Origin of the sequence: Microbacterium croceum, from assembly GCF_023091245.1 — a bacterium.
Classification (GTDB): Bacteria; Actinomycetota; Actinomycetes; order Actinomycetales; family Microbacteriaceae; genus Microbacterium; species Microbacterium croceum.
Genome location: NZ_JAHWXN010000001.1, coordinates 813,711 through 834,151, shown reverse-complemented (window position 1 = coordinate 834,151; position 20,441 = coordinate 813,711). Strand labels below are relative to the sequence as shown.

At 66.8% G+C, this 20,441-nt stretch carries 22 protein-coding genes; 14 read left to right on the top strand and 8 right to left on the bottom strand.

Going from position 1 to position 20,441, the window contains the following annotated elements; translation table 11 throughout:
* The first annotated feature begins 148 nt into the window (after positions 1-148).
* The gene (locus KZC51_RS03930; RefSeq protein ID WP_247628709.1) at positions 149-556 is read left to right on the top strand and encodes a (deoxy)nucleoside triphosphate pyrophosphohydrolase; all 408 of its coding nucleotides are present in this window, start codon (positions 149-151) and stop codon (positions 554-556) included.
* Here KZC51_RS03930 and KZC51_RS03925 read toward each other — a convergent pair.
* Complete coding sequence (locus KZC51_RS03925) at positions 543-1,487, bottom strand: SRA domain-containing endonuclease (RefSeq protein WP_247628708.1); 945 nt, start codon at positions 1,485-1,487, stop codon at positions 543-545. The genes KZC51_RS03930 and KZC51_RS03925 overlap by 14 nt on opposite strands.
* Positions 1,488-1,566: 79 nt before the next feature.
* Here KZC51_RS03925 and KZC51_RS03920 point away from each other — a divergent pair, with 79 nt between their 5' ends.
* Entirely contained in the window at positions 1,567-1,902 is a 336-nt protein-coding gene (locus KZC51_RS03920) for a nucleotide pyrophosphohydrolase (protein WP_247628707.1), read from the top strand.
* Entirely contained in the window at positions 1,899-3,638 is a 1,740-nt protein-coding gene (locus KZC51_RS03915; RefSeq protein ID WP_247628706.1) for a DNA/RNA helicase domain-containing protein, read from the top strand. The genes KZC51_RS03920 and KZC51_RS03915 overlap by 4 nt, the downstream gene beginning before the upstream one ends.
* Here KZC51_RS03915 and KZC51_RS03910 read toward each other — a convergent pair.
* The gene (locus KZC51_RS03910; RefSeq protein WP_247628705.1) at positions 3,635-4,249 is read right to left on the bottom strand and encodes a MerR family transcriptional regulator; all 615 of its coding nucleotides are present in this window, start codon (positions 4,247-4,249) and stop codon (positions 3,635-3,637) included. The genes KZC51_RS03915 and KZC51_RS03910 overlap by 4 nt on opposite strands.
* A 72-nt stretch (positions 4,250-4,321) precedes the next feature.
* Here KZC51_RS03910 and KZC51_RS03905 point away from each other — a divergent pair, with 72 nt between their 5' ends.
* The 3 genes from KZC51_RS03905 (at position 4,322) to KZC51_RS03895 (ending at position 6,201) form a co-directional block, all read left to right on the top strand.
* A complete protein-coding gene (locus tag KZC51_RS03905; RefSeq protein ID WP_247628704.1) occupies positions 4,322-4,861 on the top strand; it encodes a DUF4188 domain-containing protein in 540 nt (179 codons plus the stop codon).
* Positions 4,862-5,165: 304 nt separating this feature from the next.
* On the top strand, positions 5,166-5,444 hold the full coding sequence (locus KZC51_RS03900; RefSeq protein ID WP_247628703.1) for a hypothetical protein: 279 nt from the start codon (positions 5,166-5,168) through the stop codon (positions 5,442-5,444).
* 1 nt (position 5,445) lies between these two features.
* A complete protein-coding gene (locus tag KZC51_RS03895) occupies positions 5,446-6,201 on the top strand; it encodes a hypothetical protein (RefSeq protein ID WP_247628702.1) in 756 nt (251 codons plus the stop codon).
* 11 nt (positions 6,202-6,212) lie between these two features.
* Here KZC51_RS03895 and KZC51_RS03890 read toward each other — a convergent pair whose 3' ends face one another.
* Positions 6,213-6,734 carry a TetR/AcrR family transcriptional regulator gene (locus KZC51_RS03890; RefSeq protein ID WP_247628701.1) on the bottom strand — a complete coding sequence of 174 codons (522 nt, stop codon included), beginning with the start codon at positions 6,732-6,734 and terminating at the stop codon, positions 6,213-6,215.
* A gap of 121 nt (positions 6,735-6,855) precedes the next feature.
* On the opposite strand from KZC51_RS03890, the gene KZC51_RS03885 reads away from it, so the two are divergent.
* Positions 6,856-7,857 carry an SDR family NAD(P)-dependent oxidoreductase gene (locus KZC51_RS03885; RefSeq protein ID WP_247628700.1) on the top strand — a complete coding sequence of 334 codons (1,002 nt, stop codon included), beginning with the start codon at positions 6,856-6,858 and terminating at the stop codon, positions 7,855-7,857.
* 66 nt (positions 7,858-7,923) lie between these two features.
* Here the strand turns inward: KZC51_RS03885 and KZC51_RS03880 are convergent, their stop codons facing one another.
* On the bottom strand, positions 7,924-8,256 hold the full coding sequence (locus tag KZC51_RS03880; RefSeq protein ID WP_247628699.1) for a hypothetical protein: 333 nt from the start codon (positions 8,254-8,256) through the stop codon (positions 7,924-7,926).
* 185 nt (positions 8,257-8,441) lie between these two features.
* Here KZC51_RS03880 and KZC51_RS03875 point away from each other — a divergent pair, with 185 nt between their 5' ends.
* Both KZC51_RS03875 and KZC51_RS03870 read left to right on the top strand, forming a co-directional pair.
* Positions 8,442-8,783, top strand: a complete 342-nt coding sequence (locus KZC51_RS03875) for a hypothetical protein (protein WP_247628698.1) — start codon at positions 8,442-8,444, stop codon at positions 8,781-8,783.
* 361 nt (positions 8,784-9,144) lie between these two features.
* Entirely contained in the window at positions 9,145-11,511 is a 2,367-nt protein-coding gene (locus tag KZC51_RS03870) for a M1 family metallopeptidase (RefSeq protein ID WP_247628697.1), read from the top strand.
* 112 nt (positions 11,512-11,623) lie between these two features.
* On the opposite strand, the gene KZC51_RS03865 is transcribed toward KZC51_RS03870, so the two are convergent.
* The 3 genes from KZC51_RS03865 to KZC51_RS03855 form a co-directional block, all read right to left on the bottom strand.
* A complete protein-coding gene (locus KZC51_RS03865) occupies positions 11,624-11,998 on the bottom strand; it encodes a hypothetical protein (protein ID WP_247628696.1) in 375 nt (124 codons plus the stop codon).
* 62 nt (positions 11,999-12,060) lie between these two features.
* Entirely contained in the window at positions 12,061-13,062 is a 1,002-nt protein-coding gene (locus KZC51_RS03860) for a hypothetical protein (RefSeq protein ID WP_247628695.1), read from the bottom strand.
* A 253-nt stretch (positions 13,063-13,315) separates the two neighbouring features.
* Positions 13,316-14,494: a MalY/PatB family protein gene (locus KZC51_RS03855; RefSeq protein WP_247628694.1), complete on the bottom strand. Its 1,179-nt coding sequence runs from the start codon at positions 14,492-14,494 to the stop codon at positions 13,316-13,318.
* Positions 14,495-14,789: 295 nt separating this feature from the next.
* Between KZC51_RS03855 and KZC51_RS03850 the strand changes: the two genes are divergently transcribed.
* Positions 14,790-15,668, top strand: a complete 879-nt coding sequence (locus KZC51_RS03850) for a serine/threonine-protein kinase (RefSeq protein ID WP_247628693.1) — start codon at positions 14,790-14,792, stop codon at positions 15,666-15,668.
* Between the two features lie 179 nt (positions 15,669-15,847).
* On the opposite strand, the gene KZC51_RS03845 is transcribed toward KZC51_RS03850, so the two are convergent.
* The gene (locus KZC51_RS03845) at positions 15,848-16,306 is read right to left on the bottom strand and encodes a VOC family protein (RefSeq protein WP_247628692.1); all 459 of its coding nucleotides are present in this window, start codon (positions 16,304-16,306) and stop codon (positions 15,848-15,850) included.
* A gap of 107 nt (positions 16,307-16,413) precedes the next feature.
* On the opposite strand from KZC51_RS03845, the gene KZC51_RS03840 reads away from it, so the two are divergent.
* From KZC51_RS03840 to KZC51_RS03825, 4 genes are all read left to right on the top strand, one after another.
* The gene (locus tag KZC51_RS03840) at positions 16,414-17,400 is read left to right on the top strand and encodes a helix-turn-helix transcriptional regulator (protein WP_247628691.1); all 987 of its coding nucleotides are present in this window, start codon (positions 16,414-16,416) and stop codon (positions 17,398-17,400) included.
* 39 nt (positions 17,401-17,439) lie between these two features.
* Positions 17,440-19,770, top strand: a complete 2,331-nt coding sequence (gene purL / locus KZC51_RS03835) for a phosphoribosylformylglycinamidine synthase subunit PurL (protein WP_247628690.1) — start codon at positions 17,440-17,442, stop codon at positions 19,768-19,770.
* Positions 19,767-19,922: a hypothetical protein gene (locus KZC51_RS03830; protein WP_247628689.1), complete on the top strand. Its 156-nt coding sequence runs from the start codon at positions 19,767-19,769 to the stop codon at positions 19,920-19,922. The genes purL and KZC51_RS03830 overlap by 4 nt, the downstream gene beginning before the upstream one ends.
* Positions 19,923-20,013: 91 nt before the next feature.
* Complete coding sequence (locus KZC51_RS03825) at positions 20,014-20,364, top strand: TraR/DksA family transcriptional regulator (RefSeq protein WP_247628688.1); 351 nt, start codon at positions 20,014-20,016, stop codon at positions 20,362-20,364.
* The last annotated feature ends 77 nt before the right edge of the window (positions 20,365-20,441 follow it).

Genomic DNA, 20,441 nt, shown 5'->3' with positions numbered 1-20,441 from the left:
TGAACACGCATTCATCCAGACGATAGCGGAACCGGAACATCGTATGGGCCACACCATGGTCGAAAGCCGCGTCGGCGTGGCTTTCGCGCGGCGGTCGACCAGCGTTCGGTTCACAAGTCGCTAGGCTGCCCATAAGGATCGGACTCGAATGCCCAAGCAAGTTCATGTCGTAGCTGCGGTGATCGTGCGTGATGGTCGAGTGCTTGCGGCAAAGCGAAGCACGGCCATGTCGCTGCCGAACCTGTGGGAGTTCCCCGGCGGAAAAATCGAGCCAGGCGAGTCCCCTCGAGCTGCGCTTGTCCGCGAGCTATACGAGGAGCTCGGCTGCACGGTCAGGGTGGGGGCGCCGATCGTCGAGACGCGGCATGAGTATGACTTCGCGACCATCGTTCTGGCGACCTACTTCGCCTCGATTGAGGCTGGAGAGCCAGCCCCTGTCGAGCATGCAGAGGTGCGCTGGTGCACTGCCCCCGAACTTAGGTCCTTGGACTGGGCCGCCGCTGACCTACCGGCAGTCGCTGCTGTTGCTTCACAACTTGAGGCTATGCAGCAGTAGCTGTCCCTTCGAACGAGAAGCGATCTCCGTCCTTATACGCGAGCCCCAGGCCAGCGGCTTGAAGGTAGTCCCGAAGGTCTGCGCTTGGACGCGATGGCAGCAGCACGCTGCAACGAAGGTTGTCGACGTTGACATGTCGGCGATAGTCAAAGAGTTGCCCGACAGCCATACGAAGATCCGCCCTGCCCGCGATCGCCTTCGCCTCATACAGAACCCGATCAGTCCGGTCGTAGACGTCAGTCAGAAGAGGTGAGCGCTCTTCTGGCAGCTTGATCGCCCATCGCTTGAACTCGTGTCCAGCCTGATTCGCAACAAACTCGTCTACGAGCTGAGACTCCTTGCGGACCGCGGAGCTTGCAGCGCGAGGGGCGGTTTCGAAGAAGAACCTGGAGTTGATCTCAAGCGGCACTTCCAACGCTCCGGGTCGATCGGTGATGCCGCTGAAACCCACTCTCTCTACAAGAGAGCTAGGCACCTCCGTCACGGCAAGCAGGCGAAACACTATTACGGTTCGCGAAGCGCCCCACCGGTCAGGGGCTGCCATCCGTTCGAACCCTCGGCTTGGGTCGAGGATGAACTCTCCGAGATACCGTTGGCGCTTCGTTTGAGTGCCAGCCACAAAACCGTCAGCAACGAACGCGTGAAGTGATCGACCCTTTTCCGCGTGCGTGAGGATCGGTGAGTTCGACCCCGACTCAAGCTGGTCTCCGCTCTGCCCTGCCCCGGTGTAGAACAACACGCTGCCGTCGCTCGAGAAACCGTCGTACACGTATCCGAACTGGTTCCCCTCGCTGTGATCAGTGAAGATGAAAACTCGGTTCGTGCGCCTGCTGGCGATAATTCCACCCTGAGTCGCCCCTCCGTACTCGACGGCGAGCTCACTTCGTGTGACGACATCTCCCACACGCAAGCGAAACGGGTCGATAGGCATGGTCATACAGTAGCGGCGCTGACGGCGCGCACACGCAACTTCGCCGGTGACCGTATACAGGTCCTGCTAGCGTCACATCATGCCTTCATCCGAGACTCTGGCCGCCCTCCGCACCTTTGTCGCAGAGCGCGATTGGGATCAGTTCCACTCTCCAGAGAACCTCGCGAAGAGCATCTCGATCGAGGCTGGCGAGCTCCTCGAGTGCTTCCAGTGGTCTCCTGACTTCGAACAGGAAAAGGTCGAGGCGGAGCTCGCTGATGTCGTCACCTACTGCATCCACCTCGCCAACAAGATCGGCGTCGACCTCGACGAGATCGTCTTGAAGAAGCTGGAGTCGACGAGGATAAAGTACCCCGTCGACCTGGCCAGGGGCCGGATGACGAAGTACACCGAGCTCGGCGAGTCCCCAGAGTGACCGAATTCAACATCCAGCGGCTTCCCTTTCGCCGCGAGTCAGTGGACGCCTGGGCTCGGGACGATGCCAGGCACACCAACTGGCCCGTCGTCTACGTGATCGAAGGCGATAACCGGCGCAGTTCTCCCGGTCTCTACGTCGGCGAGACGGTAAGCGCCGCAACTCGGATGCGCCAGCACCTCGCAGGGGCCAAGAAGAACGAAGACCTTGAATCGATCCGGGTCGTCATTGATCACACTTTCAACAAGTCGGTCTGCCTCGACCTCGAGTCGCACCTCATCCGCTGGTTCTCGGGCGATGGTCAATATCGCATCCTCAACGGCAACGATGGCCTGACCGATTCGCAGTACTACGATCGCGATCTCTACCGGGAGTCCTTCCGCGATGTTTTCGAAGCCTTGCGAGCGGAAGGGCTCTTCTCACGCAGCATCCCGCAGATCGAGAACTCCGACCTCTTCAAGTTGTCACCGTTCAAAGCGCTGACCGATGATCAAGCGATCGCAATCATGGACATCGTCGAAGGCCTGCTCGAGGACCTCCAGCATCCAGGCGTTCGATCGACGCTCGTCGTGCAGGGAAACCCCGGGACAGGGAAGACGATCATCGCGATCTTCCTCATGAAGCTGCTCGCTGACATTCGCGACTACCAAGACCACGACGGTGTCGAACCCGACTCGATGTTCTCGGAGTTCTTCGTCCCTGAGAATCGCGAACTTCTCAAGACTCTTCGGATGGCGCTCGTCATCCCGCAGCAGTCGCTGCGCGAGTCGGTCAAGAAGGTCTTCAAGAAGACCCCGAAACTCGACGCAAGCATGGTGATGTCACCCTTCCAGCTCGGAGAGTCTGATGCTGAGTTCGACCTCGTGCTGGTCGATGAGACCCATCGTCTCGGACAGCGAGCGAATCAAGCATCCGGTGTCCAGAACAAGAAGTTCCGTGACATCAATGCGGCTCTGTTCGGCGAAGATGACCCGCGCTACACGCAGCTCGACTGGATCAAGGCTCGGAGCCGTCATCAGCTCCTGCTCGTCGATGGCGAACAGAGCGTGCGACCGCACGACCTTTCACCGACGATCCTGGCGGCTGAATTGCGGGCGGCCAACGATGCGCACCGGTTCTTCCGCCTGACTACTCAGATGCGCGTTCAAGCCGGTGCCGACTACGTCGAGTTTGTCCGGGCTCTGCTGAGAGACGAATCGCCCTCACTCCCCGACCTAGGCGAGTATGACCTCCGACTCTTCGACGATCTCGGTGAGATGCGTGCCGCTATCCGTCAGAGGGATGCTGAGGTCGGCCTCTCACGGTTTGTCGCCGGCTACGCATGGGACTGGGTTTCGAAGAAGAACCCCAGTGCCTTCGACATCGAGCTCGACGGCGAGCGCATGAGGTGGAACGGCACAGATAAGGACTGGATCAACTCGTCAGGTTCCCTCGAAGAGGTCGGCTCTATCCATACCGTTCAGGGGTACGACCTCAACTACGCCGGCGTCATCATCGGACCGGATCTCCGCCTCGATCCCGAGACCGGGCTCATCGTCGCCGACCGCGACAACTACCGTGACAAGAAGGGCAAGGAGAACACGGGGCACCTCAAGGATGCCTTTGGGGACGATGACTTGCTGACTTTCATCAGGAACATCTATGGGGTGCTGCTGACTCGCGGAATGCGTGGAACGTATGTGTATGTGTGCGATCCGACGCTTCGGGAACGGCTCTCCGCGCTCCTCGCGCGCTAGCCGACGCTCCCACCAAACCGCTCCCCCGAACTCACCTGCTGCGCCACCCGCCGCAACGCCAACAACAACGGCTCCACCAGCACCGACCCCAGCACCACGTAGCGCACCGCGGCTTCCGCAGACTCCTCCGGCACGCCCGCGAGCTCGGCATCCGCGATCCGCCGTGCGCTCGCGAGGTACTCCGCCATCACTGCATCCGGCACGGTGAATCCGGCTCGCTCCAACCCCTGCAGCGCCCGAGCAACCGCGTGCAGCACAGCTTCGTCGCACATCCCGGGCTTCCACCCGAGTCCCTCGACCAGCCGCTCGGCCTCGGTCAGATCCAGGGCTTCATCCACCGGGGGAGTGATCGCCGCATGCGCGGTCCCGAGCAGCTCGTGCGGGTTCGCCGGCGGATCATCCAGCGCCGCCAGCACCCGTCGCGTCTCGGCGATGCTCACGCCGGCATCGAGCAGCGCCCGGATCACCCGCAGCCGCTCCACGTGCTTCTCGCAGTATGCAGCCTGAGTCGCAGATGACCGCTCCCCCTCGGGCAGCAGACCCTCGCGCAGGTAGTACTTGATCGTCGGCACGGTCACGCCGGTCTGGGCTGACAGTTCGGAAATTCTCATCGCCACCTCTTGACTTCGATAGTAGCGCTATCCATTATGGATAGTGAAACTATCCAACTAAGAGGAGTCATCATGTCGAAGATCATCCCGGGCCGCATGACCCACCGCCACGACGGGGAGCTCGTCGTGTTCCACATCGGGATGCAGATCAACCGCTGGTGGCGCCCCGACCTGTGGTTGCCGCCCTTCCTCGCCATGCCGCGGATGCTGCGAGAACTCTCCATCGACACCGACTCGGGCCTGCTCGGCTTCCACCTGCTCCTCGGCGCCGGCGGACCCTACGTCGTGCAGTACTGGTCATCCGTCGACAAGCTCTACGCCTATGCATCCAGTCCTTCGCAGGAGCATCGTCCGGCCTGGACCCGCTTCAACAAGATGGCCCGAAAGGCTCCGGGAGCAGTCGGCATCTGGCACGAGACCTTCCTCATCGACACCGCCGAGAGCGTGTACGCATCGACGAAGCCGATGGGGTTGCCGAAGGCCACGGAGCTCGTCGAGGTTCCCCGCCGTCACGACCGAGCGCAGGCGCGGTTTGCGGATGGGCGAACCAAAGCTGCCCGTTCGAAGATCGTCGACGATCGATCGGTCAATCGAACCCCGAGCGGAACGTGACCCACTCCGGGGCGCAGAACGTTTCAACCGATGCCATCGCGCCAGGCTAGGGCTGGGTTCGCGCACCAGTTCCACCGAGCTCTGACTCGATCAAGCAACCCATATCGTCTCCCTATATATTGCAATCGTCCTCATATGTGGACTTGTATGTCACTCAGACACAGCGCACGAACATTTCTGGGGGGAAACACATGAAGGCACGATCTCGCATCACCAGCCTGGCGGCCGCGCTCGCCAGTTCGTGAAACATCTCACCGACGCATGGGCGAAGTCAACCGGCTACTCCTGGAGCGCATCCACCACTGTGAGCTCCACCATCTCCGCAGGCCTGGGAATCACCGGGCCCGTCGCGGCGGGCAACATCGGCGCCACGGCGAGCGTGACCAAGGACTACTCGATCACCATCAACATCGCCGCGAGCAGCAGCAAATACTCCAAGCTCGGCCTGGCGTCGAACTACAACAAGTATCGGGTGAAGACGGCCTACTTCCAGAGCGGGAAGCCCGTCTCCGGTGCGACGTGGACCTACGGAGACCTGTACACACCAACGAAGGACCAATACCTCGTCGTCTACTACCAGTGACATGACGGCACGCACTCGGGCGGCGGCAGCAACGCTCCTCCTTCTCACCATCACCGCGGCCACCTCTTGCGCTCCTGCGCAGGGCGAGCCCGTCGCGCCATCCTTCGCGCTCACGTCGGCGGAAGTCGTCTACCCGACAGGACAGGCCTACCCGGTCAACCTGATCTTCGCCGCAGCGAAGGATGACCCGATCTGGACCGATCTCACCGGCATCGATCTGCCGGGCGGCGCCGCAGTCGGACCCGGCGACTTCGAGGTCATCCGCGGCGAGGGTTCCGACGGCTTCGACCTGGGGAACGTGGCCTTCAACATCATCCCGACAGCTGACGGCATCGCTTTCGAGACCGTCGGGCTGATCTACGCCGATACGAAAGATCCCATCCGAGTCGACGTCGGATCATGGGCCTTCATGGCGGTCGCCGCCGACCAGTTCGCGACCCGGGATGCCGGCGCCGAGGTCGTCGCCATGTCGGGATGCACGAGCGCCGACTTCCCCGTTCCCGCATCGACCGCATCGCTGGAGTCATTCAGCACCGGCTCGAGCGACGTCCAGGCCGACGAGGTCCAGCTGCATCCGGAGTCCGCATCCGTCACCGTCGCACTGTCATGCAGCGACGATGTGGACTTCCACATCTTCAGCCCCACGCTCGAGTACACAGATCGCGAAGGGGCCGCCCGCAGCACCCGGCTCGCTCCGGTCACGATCGGATTCCAGGACATCGACGCGGCTGACCTGCGCAAGATCCGGGAGCGCTGAGCCTCCGGCGCCTACGCCACAATCCCCCGCAGCAGCACTCCCACCGTCGCGTCCACCCGTGCATCTCCCAACGGCCGCCCCAACAGCGCTGCATAACTCGCCATCGCGATGAACTGATCCGCAACCGCGGCAGCATCCACGTCCGCCCGCACATCACCCGCGGCAACCGCGAGCGACAGGCGCGACGTCACCCACTCCCGGATCGGTGCAGCCAGCTTCTCGTTCAGCTCCAGCCCCAGCGCCGGGTCCGACGCGGTCACCACGATCAGCGCTCGCGCGACGGCGACGCCATCCGCATCCGCCAGCCCGGCCGACACCGCCGAGAACCACGCCCGCAGGTCGGCACCCAGATCATCCGAGAAGGGCACGGCGGCATCCGCTCCGGGCACCGACCCCTCGCGCAGTGCCTCCCCGAGGATCGCCGCCTTCGACCCCCACCAGCGGTAGATCGTCTGCTTCGACACCCCGGCAGACTCCGCGAGCCCCTCGATCGTCACGGCCTCGTAGCCACCGGCCGACAGGGCAACGCGCATCGCCTCCAGAACGGACTGGCGCGCTTTTTCACTGCGAGGACGGGGCACCATTCGAGCGTACTCAGGCGTAGACTCGAACATAAGTAGACGCACCGTTGCGAAACTCGAACAAGGAGAACAAATGGCCCTCACCGCTCACTCCACCATCGGCGACTGGCTGAACGACCCCACCGGCGGTCCGCTCATCCGCGGCCTGTTCGAGAAGACGGGCGCCGATCCCGAACTGCTCACCCCGGTGCTGGGCCTCCCGCTGCAGCAACTGGTCGCGATGAGCCAGGGCGCCCTCCCGCAGTCTGTCGTCGACGACCTCGTGCGCGCGGCCAACGGCGGCGAGATCCCCGAAGACACCGGCGACGAGGGCTGGACCGAGAAGCCCACGACCGGACGTTTCGCCAGCAAGACCGTCATCGTCACCGGAGCGGCGTCCGGCATCGGCAAGGCCACGGCATCCCGCATCGCCCGCGAAGGCGGACGCGTGATCGCCAGCGACATCGCCGCCGAGAAGCTCGAGGCCCTCAAGACGGAGCTGCCGGATGCCGACATCGTCACGGTCCCCGGCGACCTCACGAAGCAGGACGCGATCGATGCCGTGCTCGCCGCCGCAGGCGACCACATCGACGCCCTCGCGAACGTCGCCGGCATCAACGACGACTTCTCCCCCGCAGGCGAGACGACGGATGCCGTGTGGGACCGCGTCATCGCGATCAACCTCACCGCACCGTTCAAGCTCATGCGCGCCGTGCTCCCGATCATGGAGGCAGCGGGCCGCGGCTCGATCCTCAACGTCTCGAGCGAAGCGGGCCTGCGCGGCAACGCCTCGGGTAACGCCTACACCGCCAGCAAGCACGGCATCATCGGCGTCACGAAGTCCGCGGCGTTCATGTACGGGCCGAAGGGCATCCGCGTGAACTCCGTCGCCCCCGGCGGCGTGGCCACGGGCATCCCGATGCCCCCGCACATGTCGGAGTACGGCTCGGGTCGACTGGCTCCATTCCAGCAGGCGATCCCGACCATCGCGACCGCCGAGCACCTGGCCGCGTCGATCACGTTCCTGCTGTCGGACGACGCCGTGAACATCAACGGCGCCATCCTCGCCTCCGACGGCGGATGGTCGGTGCAGTAAGTCGCATCCGCGAAGACAACGCCCCTGCCGGTCGGCGGGGGCGCTGTCGCGTCTACGGGCAGATGCTCAGCGGTCGGTCGTGACCACTGCGGTGGTGATGGCCGCCGCGACCACACCGAGAGCTCCGACTCCGAGAAGCACGAGCCCGGCCGGCCAGACCACGCGATACGTGGCCTCGAATGTGCCATCGCCCAGGTCGTTGAGCCCCTCGATCGTCCCAGCGCTCGTGAGCCAGATGCCGACGATCAGTGTGACCAGCGGCACGATCCAGGCGACGCTCCACGAGAACCTCCGCGCCAGCATCCGTTGCTTCTCCCGCAGCTCGGCCTCCTCGACCATGACGTCGTCGAATCGAGCATCCGCAGCGCGCTCCTGCGCAGCATCCTGAGTCGCATCCATTCCTGCACAGTAGCGCTCGGGCGCGGGGCGGGATAGATGCGAGGCCGCATGATCCGGACGGCGGCGCCTACGAACGCGCACGTCAGGATCCGCGCAGACCCCCCAGGACTGCGCCCTCGTATGCGTGCTTTAGTTGCTCGGAAGACGTCGATCGTTTCCTTTCTACGTCAACGAGAAGAGGATGCATGCTGATCAACACCGTCGCAGTACTCCTCGCTGTGAGCGCGGGTCTGATGTTCGGAGCGCGAACCACGGGGCCGCATCGCTGGATGCTGACCCTCGCCCCTCTTCTCGTCGTCGCGGCAGCCTTCATCGGAGCCATCGCGCTGGGCCCGACCGCGGACTGGGCGGGACCCATCTTCGGAATCGTCTGCGCCACCACGAGCGTGCTCGCATCTGCCGCTGTCCGCCGTGACGAACCTGCATTCCGCGGCGAACCTTACTGGCGGCAAGTCCTCATGGATCCCTCAGGGCGCTATCCGGCCGGCGGCACCCAACAGAACGAGACCGGCACCACCGGGCGATAGCCTCACCCCCACAACTCCCCCACCCCTCGGCCGTCGCACGCCCCTGCGCATACCCGGCCTGCGCGTGAGGGGTCAAGACGCGCCGACCCCACACGCCTCAGCGCGGCGCGTCTTGACCCCTCGCGGCCGAGTCCGTCTCGGGGACTCGAACCATGGTGCTGCGCGACCTTAGCTGGACAGCGTCGAACAATTCTCCCGGTCCGCGCGCAGAAAATCTCGCCGCAACCGAACCGTGAGGAACACGATATATTGCCGAAACATACGTTCCATACGTTTCATACGTATCCCTCCGGGCCACAAGCCCACCCCGCACCACGACGACGTGATCGGTCGCCCTCGCCATGCCAACCCGAAAGCACCCATGCTCCGACTGACCTCCCCTGCCCGTCGGCGAATGCTCGCGACCCTCCCGGTCACCGCGCTGCTCGCCGGATCCCTCCTCGTCACCTCCGTTCCCGCCACCGCGGCCGACGGCCCGATCGACGGCCCCCGCACCTCCGGCGACGCGATGTTCCCGAACGTCGGCAACGGCGGCTACGACGCCCTGAACTACGACGTGTCCCTCGCCTGGAGCCCGACCGGCGTCGCCGGCGGCCTCATCACCGGCGACATCACGACGGCTACGACCACCATGACCGCCAAGGCGCTCTCGCCGCTGCGCAGCTTCTCGCTCGACTTCGAAGGCATGACCATCTCGGCTGTCACCGTCAACGGCGCCCCCGCGACGTGGGAGCGCGACATCGACGCGGATGCCGTGAAGTACAAGCTCATCGTCACCCCGGCCACGCCGGTCGACGGCGAGTTCACGGTCGCGGTCACCTACAGCGGCACCCCCGAGCGCCACGTCGACACCGACGGCAGCTACGAGGGATGGAACGGCACGAACGACGGAGCGATCCTGCTCGGACAGCCGATCGGCATGATGGCCGGGTTCCCGCACAACAACACCCCGGGCGACAAGGCGACCTACACGATCTCGGTCGATGCGCCCTCGGTGCTCGCGAACGCCTCGGGCGTCACGGGTGATGCGGCCGTCGCCAGCAACGGCGAGCTGAAGTCCAAGACCGTCTCCGGCGACCGCACGACCTGGGTGTGGCGTCAGGACAAGCAGATGGCCTCCGAGCTCGCGGTCATCGCGATCGGCCGCTTCGACGTGATCGAGGGTTCGATCACGCTGACGGATGGTCGCAACATCCCCTCGTGGTCGTTCATGGACTCGGGCCTCAGCGACGGCAACAAGACCACGATCCGCAACCGCGTCGCTCAACTCGAGACCATCACGCGCAACCTCGAGTCGATGTACGGCCCCTACCCGGGCAACAGCACCGGCGTGATCGTCGACACCGTGCCGAGCGGCGTGAACTACGCGCTCGAGACGCAGGACCGGTCGTTCTTCCCGAGCACCAGTTCGGTCAACGGCAACACGCTCATCCACGAGCTCGTGCACCAGTGGTACGGCGACAACGTCGCTCCGACCACGTGGACCGACATCTGGATCGGCGAGGGCATGGCCACCTGGGGCCCGACGCACTACAACAGCACGGCCGGCTTCGGCAGCGGAACGAGCACCGAGCAGAGCTACTACTCGTCGTGGAACCGCACGGCCTCGAGCAGCGCGAACTGGAACACCCCTCCCGGCGCACAGACGGCCTCGGAAGACCTCTACGGCTACCAGACCTACACGCGCAGCGCGCAGTTCTGGGAGGCGCTGAAGATCTCCATCGGCGACGACGCCTTCTTCTCGCTGATCAAGGAGTGGCAGACGCGCTTCGCCGGCCAGAGCCGCACCGCCGCCGACCTCAAGGCCCTCGCCGAAGAGATCTCCGGCCGCGACATCACCACTCTGTGGAACGACTGGATCCTCGAGCCCGGCAAGCCCGCCTGGCCCGACAAGCTCTCGCTCTCGGTGACGGATGCCGGGGCCGACCCGCTCGCGGTCGGTGACACCGTGACCTACACGGTCGCAGCCGCCAACACCGGCCTCGTGCCCCTGGCGTCTTCGGTCATCACGGTCGACCTGAGCGAGCTGCTGACCCGCGCAACGCTCGACGCCATCCCGGCCGGAGCAACGCTCGACGGCACGACGCTGACCTGGAACGTCCCGGTCGGCACGGCTCCGGCGACGACGGCCGAGCTCACCTTCAGCGCGACCGTGATCGATACCGCCCCCGGCGGCACCTTCTCGGTCACCGGCCGCGTCGCCACGCTCGGCGGCACGTGCGACGGCTGCGTCGCCGAAGCCGACGTCATGCAGGTGCTCGCACCCACCACGGCACCGACCATCGCGGGCAAGGCCGTCGTCGGACAGACGCTGACCGCGAGCTCCGACGGCTGGCCCGAGGGCACCCAGCTCAGCTACGAGTGGGCGATCGACGGCGAACCCGTCGTGAACACGGCGCGCGCGGCTCGGGCGGCGGATCCCGCCACGACGTTCACGATCCCCGCGAGCGCGCTCGGCGCGCGCATCTCGGTCACGGTGACCGGGTCTCTGGAAGGGTTCCGCACGGGCTCGGCCACGAGTGCGGCCACAGCCGTGGTCACCGCGGCGGCCGTGCCGGGCAACGGCGGCGACCCCGACACCGGCGGCGTGAGCGCTCCGGGCGACGATGAGCTCAGCTCCACGGGTGGTGATCTGCCGATCGGCGGCATCCTCATCGGCCTGGTGCTGTTGTCGCTCGGCGGGGCGATCGTCGCGATGCGGCGGCGTCGCGGCATCGACGCCTCCTGAGGCCCGACGGATGCCGTGACCCGAACACGGCATCCGTCGCCATCCCCCTGGGGATGGGAAGCGCACGCCCTCCCCCCGGGCGTGCGCTTCTCTCATGCGTGGGGGTGCAGGGTCAGTCGGCGCGATCGGTCGTCGCGGCGCTCGTGCGGAAGTGGATCACCGCCGCGACCAGGAACCAGACGGCCGCGGGGACCGCGCCGAGCAGGATCAGCGTCGGCTGCCACGACGGCTGCACCGCGGCGATGAGCACGCAGGCCGCATAGGTGGCGAAGACGGCGACCGTCAGCGCGAAGTGCCGCGACGATCGAGTGAGGAATCCCCACCATGTCGCTCGGCCTTCCCCCTCTGCGTCGGTACGCCGCTGGTGCCAGAGCATGACGAAGAACCAGACCATCAGGATGAGGTTCGCCGGAAGCTGCAACCAGAGCCGATACTCCGGAACGCGCACGCTGAGCGCGATCCCCGCGACGTAGAGGACGAAGGCCACGATCGTGAAAACCAGTCGCCAGACGGGCCTGTGGGTCGGTCGGAAAGGCGAAGCGTTACTCATCATCTACACGCCCCGCCTGAGTATGTGTCGACCCACCATACAAGGCCCGGGATGACGATGGGCGACGTGGCGGTGACCTGCACGCAACGCTTCGGCTTTGACCGCTGGGCGACACCGGCCTGATAGACCAGCACGCCGCTCGCCAACGCACAGACCGCCATCATCGCACCACAGGAGAATGAGCCGATCGCGCCGCCCCACCCTCCCGCAGCGATGGTGCCGGTCTCGGCGCGTGTGAACCGCACCCGCACCTGGAGGGCATTCGGGCTGTCGAACTTCGGATCGGCGACCACCGGATAGGTGACGCCCTCGGCACGGTGACTAACGACCTGCGTCAGAACACCACTTTCAGCAACGTAGTGGGTCGACACGGGAGCACCGCTGGCATCCGTCGCCCAGGGTGTGTCGATGTCAGCGATGATCACCTCGGTTCCGTCCGCACCCGGAATCACCACGAGGGCGCCGCCGTCCTCACGGATCTCCACAGTCGCCTCATGCCCGAAATCGTATGCGAACTCCTCGGTTTGCTCCGCCGAGGCGATCACCGTAGCGACGCGCACCGCATTCGCGGAAGCAAGGACGTTCACGGACGGGACGCTTCTGTCTCCCGCGAAAGTGATCGACCCGTCTTCACTGACGGACGCCTGGCTCAGCTCGGTCCCTCCCGGTAGCGCAACATTCGCGACCTGCGAACCGTCGGCCGATGAGAATGTCAGGCCGTCTGCGGCGTCCACCCCGGTGGCAACCGTTCCGCCGTCATCGAGAGAGGCCGTCAAAAGGTCGCCAAACTGCTCGACGGGCAACGCTTCGAGATCGGTGGGAGCTGCTTCCGCGACAGCCTCAGCGACAGCATCCGGGTCGGAATCCGAAGCCGCATTGGCAGGCACCGTCCCTGCGAAGACCATCGCGAACACGGTCGCGGTGGCGATCAGCGCGGCCCGCTTTCTTACTCCGCTTGACGGGTAATGTTGCCCGCCGGCGATATCGATCTGTGAGTTCACGAACTTGTCTCCTCAGGACAGTCGAGTACCTTGCATGAGAAATGAAAGCACACATACGAGGACGCCCCGATATATTCCACACCGATCTCAGTGAGAGCGTTGAGGCGCCGGGGAGACGGTTCATCGAATCGATGCGCCCAGTCCATGCATGCCGTTAGGGATGGCTGCAGGGGCTGCAGGGGCTGCAGGCGGATGCAGGCGGATGCAAGACCTCAGGTGGATGCCGCGCCCGAGGTAGATGCTCGGATGCCTCCTACGCCCGCCCCCGCACGGCATCACCCATGGCGACGAAGGCCTCTTCCAGGATCGGTCGCGGGGTCGCGAAGACGATACGCACGTAGTCCTCGTATCCGCGTCCGAGCAGGCGCCCCTCGGTGAGCACCACGTCGGCCTGCTCACGGAAGAACTCCGCGGGAGGGCTGTCGATACCGAGCGCTCCGACGTCGATCCAGCCGATGTATGTCGCTTCGGGCATGCGGTACACGGCGCCGGGAAGGTGCTGTTCCACGAGCGACGCGAGCTGCCTTCGCGAACCGTCGAGGTACTCGATCACCTCGTCGAGCCAGGGCCTGCCGTGCCGGTACGCGGCGGTCGAGGCCACGACTCCGAGCGTCGACGCACCGTGGTGCACCGCGAAGCCGAACTTTCGGTACAGCTCCTGGTCGGCGTCGTTCGAGGTGATCAGCTGCGCGGTCTTGAGTCCCGCGATGTTCCACGCCTTCGAGGCGCTGGTCCCGGTGACGGTGTGGCCGGCCGCGGCACCCGAGATCGACGCGTAGGGGATGAACGGCGCCTGGTCGAAACGCAGCGGCGCGTGGATCTCATCGGCGAACACGCGTCCGCCGTGCCGCTCGACGATCTCCGCGATCGCCTCGAGCTCTTCGCGCCCGGCGATGGTGCCGGTGGGGTTGTGCGGATTGCAGAGCACCAGCGTCCGCGCCCCGGCGGCGAAGGCCTCATCGATGCGTTCCAGGTCGTGCTGCCAGCGGCCATCGACCTCGACGCCCGGCACCTCGATCACGGGATGGCCGATCGAGGGTAGATATGTCAGAAACGGCATGTATGCCGGGGTGGGTACGATCACGGCCGAGCCGGCCGGCGAGTACTCCCTCACGGCCACGCCCAGTGCGGCCATCACATCCGCCACATGATGCACACGCTCGGGGTCGACCGCCCATCCGTACTCGTTCCGCATCCAGTCGGACGTGGCCTCGCTGAGGTCCGCCGCCACCGGAGGCGACAGGTAGCCGAGGTTCTCGTCGGCCACCGCGCGGCCCAGAGCCTCGGCGATCGGGGGCGCGACCCCGAAGTCCATCTCCGCGACCCAGGCACCGATCGTGCCCGGATGCAGGCTCCACTTGCGGCTGTGCGGTCGATCGAGCTGCACCCGCGAACGGGCGTCGAACGGATGGGACGGGAGGGACTCGGCCATGGCAGGACTCAGGCAGCGCCCGGACAGGACCGACAAGTCGTGGTCTGGATCTCGGTCATGGGACAGCTCCTTCACAGCGGGACTCGACCAATCTACGGATGCGACTCGCACCCCGCACTTCACATGTCGGCGGATAACGCGAGAGGGGTCAGCGCACGTGTGAGGTGATCGTGGCGCGCCCCGAGACGCCGCGCCTCTCACGACTGCGCATCGGAGTCAAGGGAGCAGACGCGTTCGTGCGGGCGACATAGTTTCGGAGCATGCTTCACGAGAATGCCGCCGCGAGGGTGCCGCGATGACGCTCGACGTCGTCTCACCGGCGACCGCTCTGCTCGACGACCGCTACCTGCTCCAGGAGCGCGTCGGACGCGGCGGGATGTCGACCGTCTATCACGCGATGGACACCCGCATGGAGCGCCCGGTCGCGATCAAGATGATCCACGAGGATGACCGCGCCGCCGCATCCGCCGACCGCGCCCACACCGAGAAGGCGCTGCTGGCCGCCGTCGACCACCGCTCGCTGGTGACGCTGTACGACGCGCAGCTGATCCCCGGACGCCCTCGCTACCTGGTGATGGAGTTCGTCGACGGCCCCACGCTCGCCCGACGGCTCACCAGCGGTCCGATGCGCCCTCGCCAGGTCGCCCGTTTCACCAGGGACCTCGCCGAGGGGCTGGCCGTCGTGCATGCGGCGGGGATCATCCACCGAGACGTGAAGCCGTCCAACATCATGCTCGCCCGCGACGCGCTCGGGGGTCCGTGGACGGCGAAGCTCGCGGACTTCGGCATCGCCTGCGAAGTCGGCAGCCCCCGCATGACGGCACCCGGCGTCGTGCTCGGCACCTTCGCGTACATGGCGCCAGAGCTGCTGCGTGACGCCGAGCCCGGCACTGCCGGTGACGTGTTCAGCCTCGGCCTGGTCGCGCTCGAGGCGCTGACCGGGTCCCTGGCGTACCCCGCGAACGGATCCGGCCGCGGCGCCGCGACCGCCCGCGTCATGAATCCGCCCGCGATCCCGGATCGCATCCGCGACGACTGGCGCCACCTGCTCGAGCGGATGACGCGCCTGGACCCGGCCGAGCGCCCCACGGCCGCGGAGGCCGCCCTCTCGGCAGAGTCGCTCATGCGCGTGAGGCGCGGCGCGACCACCGTCGTGGCCCCCGAGACCGCGTAAGCCGTGGCGCCGGGGTGCGCGGTGCGGATTCTGCGCGCGCTTTGCGCGGCCAGACGCACGATTCTCGGCCATACTGAGCGGAATTGGCCGAAGAACGTGCATCTGGCCGCCGGGAACATCGGCCGACGGAAGCGCCGGGCGCGCATGCCCCGACGGTCGCGCGAAGCGCCGCCGCGGCCTCAGCCGGCCTGCACGTCGAGCACCCAGGTCACCCCGAAGCGGTCGGTGAGCATGCCGAAGCCCGCCGACCAGGCCGAGGCCGCGAGCGGCTCGACGATCACGGCGCCGTCGGCCAGCGCGTCCCAGTAACTTGTGATCTGGTCGAGCGAGTCGCCGCGCAGGGACTGGAAGAACGTGCGATCCGTGATCGTGGCGCCGTTCTCGCGGTGCGTCGAACCGGCGGTGGCCGAGGCATCCGGATCGTCCTGACCCGGGACGTCGTAGGCCATCAGGCGGATGCCGTCGGCGGTCTGCAGCTGTCCGAACACGATCTTGTCGGCGCCGGGCACCCCCGCGGGCATGCCGACGTCGCCATAGGTCGCGGCCGTGATCTCGCCGCCGAACACGGACTGGTAGAAGTCGAGCGCCTGCCGGGCGACGCCGCGGAAGTTCAGGTGCGTGGTGGTCGTGAGAGTCATGGGATGTCCCTTTCTTCAGGCGTTCCGTCGGTCGGAACCGCCATCGGATCAACGATCGCAACAGAAGCGGTCAGCTTCGGTCCTCTTCTCGGCGCACAATGGACGACATGACCGGAAGCTCCTCGCGCATGCTCGCGCTGCTCTCGCTGCTGCAGACGCCGCGGGACTGGCCGGGCCACGTGCTGGCCGAGCGACTGGCGGTGAGCCCGCGTACCGTGCGCCGCGATGTGGATCGACTGCGTGAACTGGGATACCGGATCGGCGCGGTCAAGGGACCGGACGGCGGGTACCGTCTCGCGGCGGGGTCGGAGCTGCCACCGCTGCTGTTCGACGACGATCAGGCCGTGGCGATCGCGGTCGCCCTGCAGAGCGTGCCCTCGAGCGGCATCGACATCGACGAGGCCGCGTCGCGCGCGCTCGCGACCGTGCGGCAGGTGATGCCCTCGCGGCTGCGGCACCGCGTCGACGGCATCCGCTTCACCGACGTCGAGAACACGACCAGGGTCGATCCGGCCGTGCTGGAGGCGGCGAGCGCGGCCGTGCGCGACCGGCTCGTGCTGCGGTTCGACTATGACCCGGCGTCGGGCCCGGCGTCGGGCGATCGGCCCGTCCGGCGCACTGAGCCGCATGCCGTCGTGGCGCGCGAGGGACGCTGGTACCTGCTCGCCTGGGATCTGGATGCCGGCGACTGGCGCATCTTCCGGCTCGACCGCGTGCATCCCCGCATCCCGACCGGCCCCTCTTTCACGCCCCGACCGCTGCCGGCGGCGGATGCACAGACCTACCTGGCGGCGCGGGCGAAGGGATCGACGACCGAGGACCGTTGGCCGTGCACCGGCGTGGTCGAGATCGCGCTGACCGCTCGCGAGGTCGCCCCGTGGATCGGCGACGGCACGCTCGAGGAGATCGACGACAGGTCCTGCCGGATCACGGTGGGCTCGTGGTCGTGGACCGGCGTGCTCGCCGCGGTCGCCCGGTTCGACGCCCCGTTCACGATCGTGGGACCTGCCGCGCTGCGCGATGCGGCCGGGGTGCTGGCGGAACGGTTCGAGGCCGCACGCGATGCGGAAATCCGGGTGGACACACGCCGGTAGAATGGAGCTGCCCCGCCGGCCCCTTCCTTTGGAGTGCGCGTGACCACCGCCCCTGCACCTTCCCACAAGCACGTCCCCGACTCTGTCGAGAACGCGATCGCGACGCCCGAGAAGGAGCAGCCGTACGCGGCCCTCGGACTCAAGCCCGACGAGTACGAGCGCATCAAGGAGATCCTCGGCCGCCGCCCCACCTCGGGCGAGCTGGCGATGTACTCCGTCATGTGGAGCGAGCACTGCTCGTACAAGAGCAGCAAGAACTACCTGCGTCGCTTCGGTCAGAAGGTCAGCGACGAGATGAAGGAACGCCTCATGGTGGGCATGGGCCAGAACGCGGGCGTCATCGACGTCGGCGAGGGCTGGGCCGTCACCTTCAAGGCCGAGTCGCACAACCACCCCTCGTTCATCGAGCCCTTCCAGGGTGCGGCGACCGGCGTCGGCGGCATCGTGCGCGACATCATCTCGATGGGCGCCCGCCCGGTCGCGGTCATGGACGCCCTGCGCTTCGGCGCGATCGACCACCCCGACACCGCCCGCGTCGTGCACGGCGTGACCAGCGGCATCAGCTTCTACGGCAACTGCCTCGGCCTGCCGAACATCGGCGGCGAGACCGTGTTCGACGCGGTCTACCAGGCGAACCCGCTCGTGAACGCGCTGGCGGTCGGCGTGCTCCGCCATGAGGACCTCAAGCTGGCCAACGCGACCGGCGTCGGCAACAAGGTCGTGCTCTTCGGCGCTCGCACGGGTGGTGACGGCATCGGCGGCGCCAGCATCCTGGCCTCCGACACGTTCGCCGACGGCGGCCCGACCAAGCGCCCCGCGGTGCAGGTCGGCGACCCGTTCGCCGAGAAGGTGCTCATCGAGTGCTGCCTCGAGCTCTACCGCGACGAGCTGGTCGAGGCGATCCAGGACCTCGGTGCCGCCGGCATCTCCTGCGCCACGAGCGAGCTCGCCGCCAACGGCAACAGCGGCATGAAGGTCTCGCTCGACAACGTGCTGCTGCGCGACCCCACGCTCACGGCCGAGGAGATCCTCATGTCGGAGTCGCAGGAGCGCATGATGGCGATCGTCGCCCCCGAGAAGCTCGACGCGTTCCTCGCGGTCGTGAAGAAGTGGGACGTGGAGACCTCGGTGCTCGGTGAGGTCACCGGAGACGGACGCCTCGTGATCGACTGGCAGGGCGAGCGCATCGTCGACGTCGACCCCTCGACCGTCGCGGTCGACGGCCCGGTCTACGACCGTCCGGTCGCGTACCCGACGTGGATCGACGCGCTGCAGGCGGATGCTGCCGAGAACCTCGCGCGCTCCGACGACCCCGAGACGCTGCGCGAGCAGTTCCTGAACCTGGTCGGCTCGCCGAACCTGGCCGACACCCGCTGGATCACGAACCAGTACGACTACTTCGTGCTCGGCAACACGGCACTGAGCTTCCCCGACGACGCCGGCATGATCCGCGTCGACGAGGAGTCGGGCCTGGGCTTCGCGATCTCGACCGACGCGAACGGCCGCTACTGCCAGCTCGACCCCTACGCGGGTGCGCAGCTCGCGCTGGCCGAGGCGTACCGCAACGTCGCCGTCACCGGAGCGACCCCGACCGCTATCACCGACTGCCTGAACTTCGGCTCCCCCGAGAACCCCGAGGTCATGTGGCAGTTCGGGCAGACGGTCGACGGCCTCGCCGACGGATGCTACGAACTCGGCACCCCGGTCACCGGCGGCAACGTCTCGTTCTACAACCAGACCGGCGATGTACCGATCCACCCGACCCCGCTGGTGGGCGTGCTCGGCATCATCGACGACGTCTCGCGCCGCATCCCCTCCGGATGGCAGGACATCGGCCAGAACATCTACCTGCTCGGCACCACCTCGACCGAGCTGTCGGGTTCGGCCTGGGCAGACGTCGTGCACGACCACCTCGGCGGACTGCCCCCGAAGGTCGACCTCGCCGGAGAGAAACGCCTCGCCGGCCTGCTCGCGGCAGCGCGTGACGAGTGGCTCATCTCCTCGGCGCACGATGTGTCGGAGGGCGGCCTCGGCCAGGCCCTCGCCGAGGGCGTCATGCGCTTCGGCGTCGGCGCCCGTGTGTGGCTGAACGAGATCATCGAGCGCGACGGGGTCGATGTGGCATCCGCTCTGTTCTCCGAGTCGACCGGTCGCGTCATCGTGACGGTTCCCCGTGAGGACGACGTGAAGTTCCGCGGACTCTGCGAGGGACGCGGCTACCCGGTAGCACGCATCGGCGTGACCGACAGCGAACCGCAGCTCGAGGTGCAGGGCGTCTTCACGGTCTCGGCCGCGGAGCTGCGCGAGCGCTCGGCCGCCACGCTTCCGTCGTACTTCGGTCCGACCGTCACGGAGCCGGTGACCGCATGAGCGACGTCAGCCGCCAGAACCCGAACGAAGAGGATTACGGCAGCCTCGGCGAGCGCCGCAACCGTCGCATCCGCATCGTGGCCTGGACCGTCATCGTCGCGCTGATCCTCGGCGGCGGAGGCGCGACCGTGCTCACGCTGCTGCTCGGCTGAGACGCGCGGTCCCGGCGGACGGCTTCGCGCGGATGCTCCGCCCGAGTCCGAGAACTCCTCCCGAAGCGGTGCGTGTGCCTAGAGTGGGCGGATGACCACCGACCTTCGCGCCCTCCTCACGGACCTCCGCGCGCAGGCCGAGGCACGTGTGGCCTCCACCTCCGCGATGCTGGCCGAGCTGACGCATGACCGCGCAGGCTCGAACGACGACGACGAGCACGACCCCGAAGGCGTCACCCTCTCGTCGGAGTGGTCGCGCCTGACCGGGCTCGCAGAGGCCGCAGCCTCCGAACTCCACCAGGTCGACGACGCGCTCGCCCGGATGGATGCCGGTACCTACGGCATCTGCGCGAACTGCGGGCGGCCGATCCCGGCGGCACGCCTGGCGGTGCGGCCGTTCGCCGAGTACTGCGTCGCGTGCGCGGAGAAGCTCGGGCGCTGAGCCTGGGGGCGTGCGCGCCTCTGGCGTCCGGGAGGCGAGCGCGGGGAACCCTGCCGCAGACGCAGGCGGGCGGCCCC

What these genes read in the sequence shown, in the direction of transcription:
- KZC51_RS03840 (WP_247628691.1), top strand. Translation starts at nt 16,414, where the DNA reads ATGACCGGAAGCTCCTCGCGCATGCTCGCGCTGCTCTCGCTGCTGCAG.
- KZC51_RS03845 (WP_247628692.1), bottom strand. Translation starts at nt 16,306, where the DNA reads ATGACTCTCACGACCACCACGCACCTGAACTTCCGCGGCGTCGCCCGG.
- KZC51_RS03890 (WP_247628701.1), bottom strand. Translation starts at nt 6,734, where the DNA reads ATGCGCGTTGCCCTGTCGGCCGGTGGCTACGAGGCCGTGACGATCGAG.
- KZC51_RS03920 (WP_247628707.1), top strand. Translation starts at nt 1,567, where the DNA reads ATGCCTTCATCCGAGACTCTGGCCGCCCTCCGCACCTTTGTCGCAGAG.
- KZC51_RS03855 (WP_247628694.1), bottom strand. Translation starts at nt 14,494, where the DNA reads ATGGCCGAGTCCCTCCCGTCCCATCCGTTCGACGCCCGTTCGCGGGTG.
- KZC51_RS03875 (WP_247628698.1), top strand. Translation starts at nt 8,442, where the DNA reads ATGCTGATCAACACCGTCGCAGTACTCCTCGCTGTGAGCGCGGGTCTG.
- KZC51_RS03895 (WP_247628702.1), top strand. Translation starts at nt 5,446, where the DNA reads ATGACGGCACGCACTCGGGCGGCGGCAGCAACGCTCCTCCTTCTCACC.
- KZC51_RS03825 (WP_247628688.1), top strand. Translation starts at nt 20,014, where the DNA reads ATGACCACCGACCTTCGCGCCCTCCTCACGGACCTCCGCGCGCAGGCC.
- KZC51_RS03830 (WP_247628689.1), top strand. Translation starts at nt 19,767, where the DNA reads ATGAGCGACGTCAGCCGCCAGAACCCGAACGAAGAGGATTACGGCAGC.
- KZC51_RS03930 (WP_247628709.1), top strand. Translation starts at nt 149, where the DNA reads ATGCCCAAGCAAGTTCATGTCGTAGCTGCGGTGATCGTGCGTGATGGT.
- KZC51_RS03925 (WP_247628708.1), bottom strand. Translation starts at nt 1,487, where the DNA reads ATGCCTATCGACCCGTTTCGCTTGCGTGTGGGAGATGTCGTCACACGA.
- KZC51_RS03885 (WP_247628700.1), top strand. Translation starts at nt 6,856, where the DNA reads ATGGCCCTCACCGCTCACTCCACCATCGGCGACTGGCTGAACGACCCC.
- KZC51_RS03880 (WP_247628699.1), bottom strand. Translation starts at nt 8,256, where the DNA reads ATGGATGCGACTCAGGATGCTGCGCAGGAGCGCGCTGCGGATGCTCGA.
- KZC51_RS03910 (WP_247628705.1), bottom strand. Translation starts at nt 4,249, where the DNA reads ATGAGAATTTCCGAACTGTCAGCCCAGACCGGCGTGACCGTGCCGACG.
- KZC51_RS03905 (WP_247628704.1), top strand. Translation starts at nt 4,322, where the DNA reads ATGTCGAAGATCATCCCGGGCCGCATGACCCACCGCCACGACGGGGAG.
- KZC51_RS03850 (WP_247628693.1), top strand. Translation starts at nt 14,790, where the DNA reads ATGACGCTCGACGTCGTCTCACCGGCGACCGCTCTGCTCGACGACCGC.
- KZC51_RS03870 (WP_247628697.1), top strand. Translation starts at nt 9,145, where the DNA reads ATGCTCCGACTGACCTCCCCTGCCCGTCGGCGAATGCTCGCGACCCTC.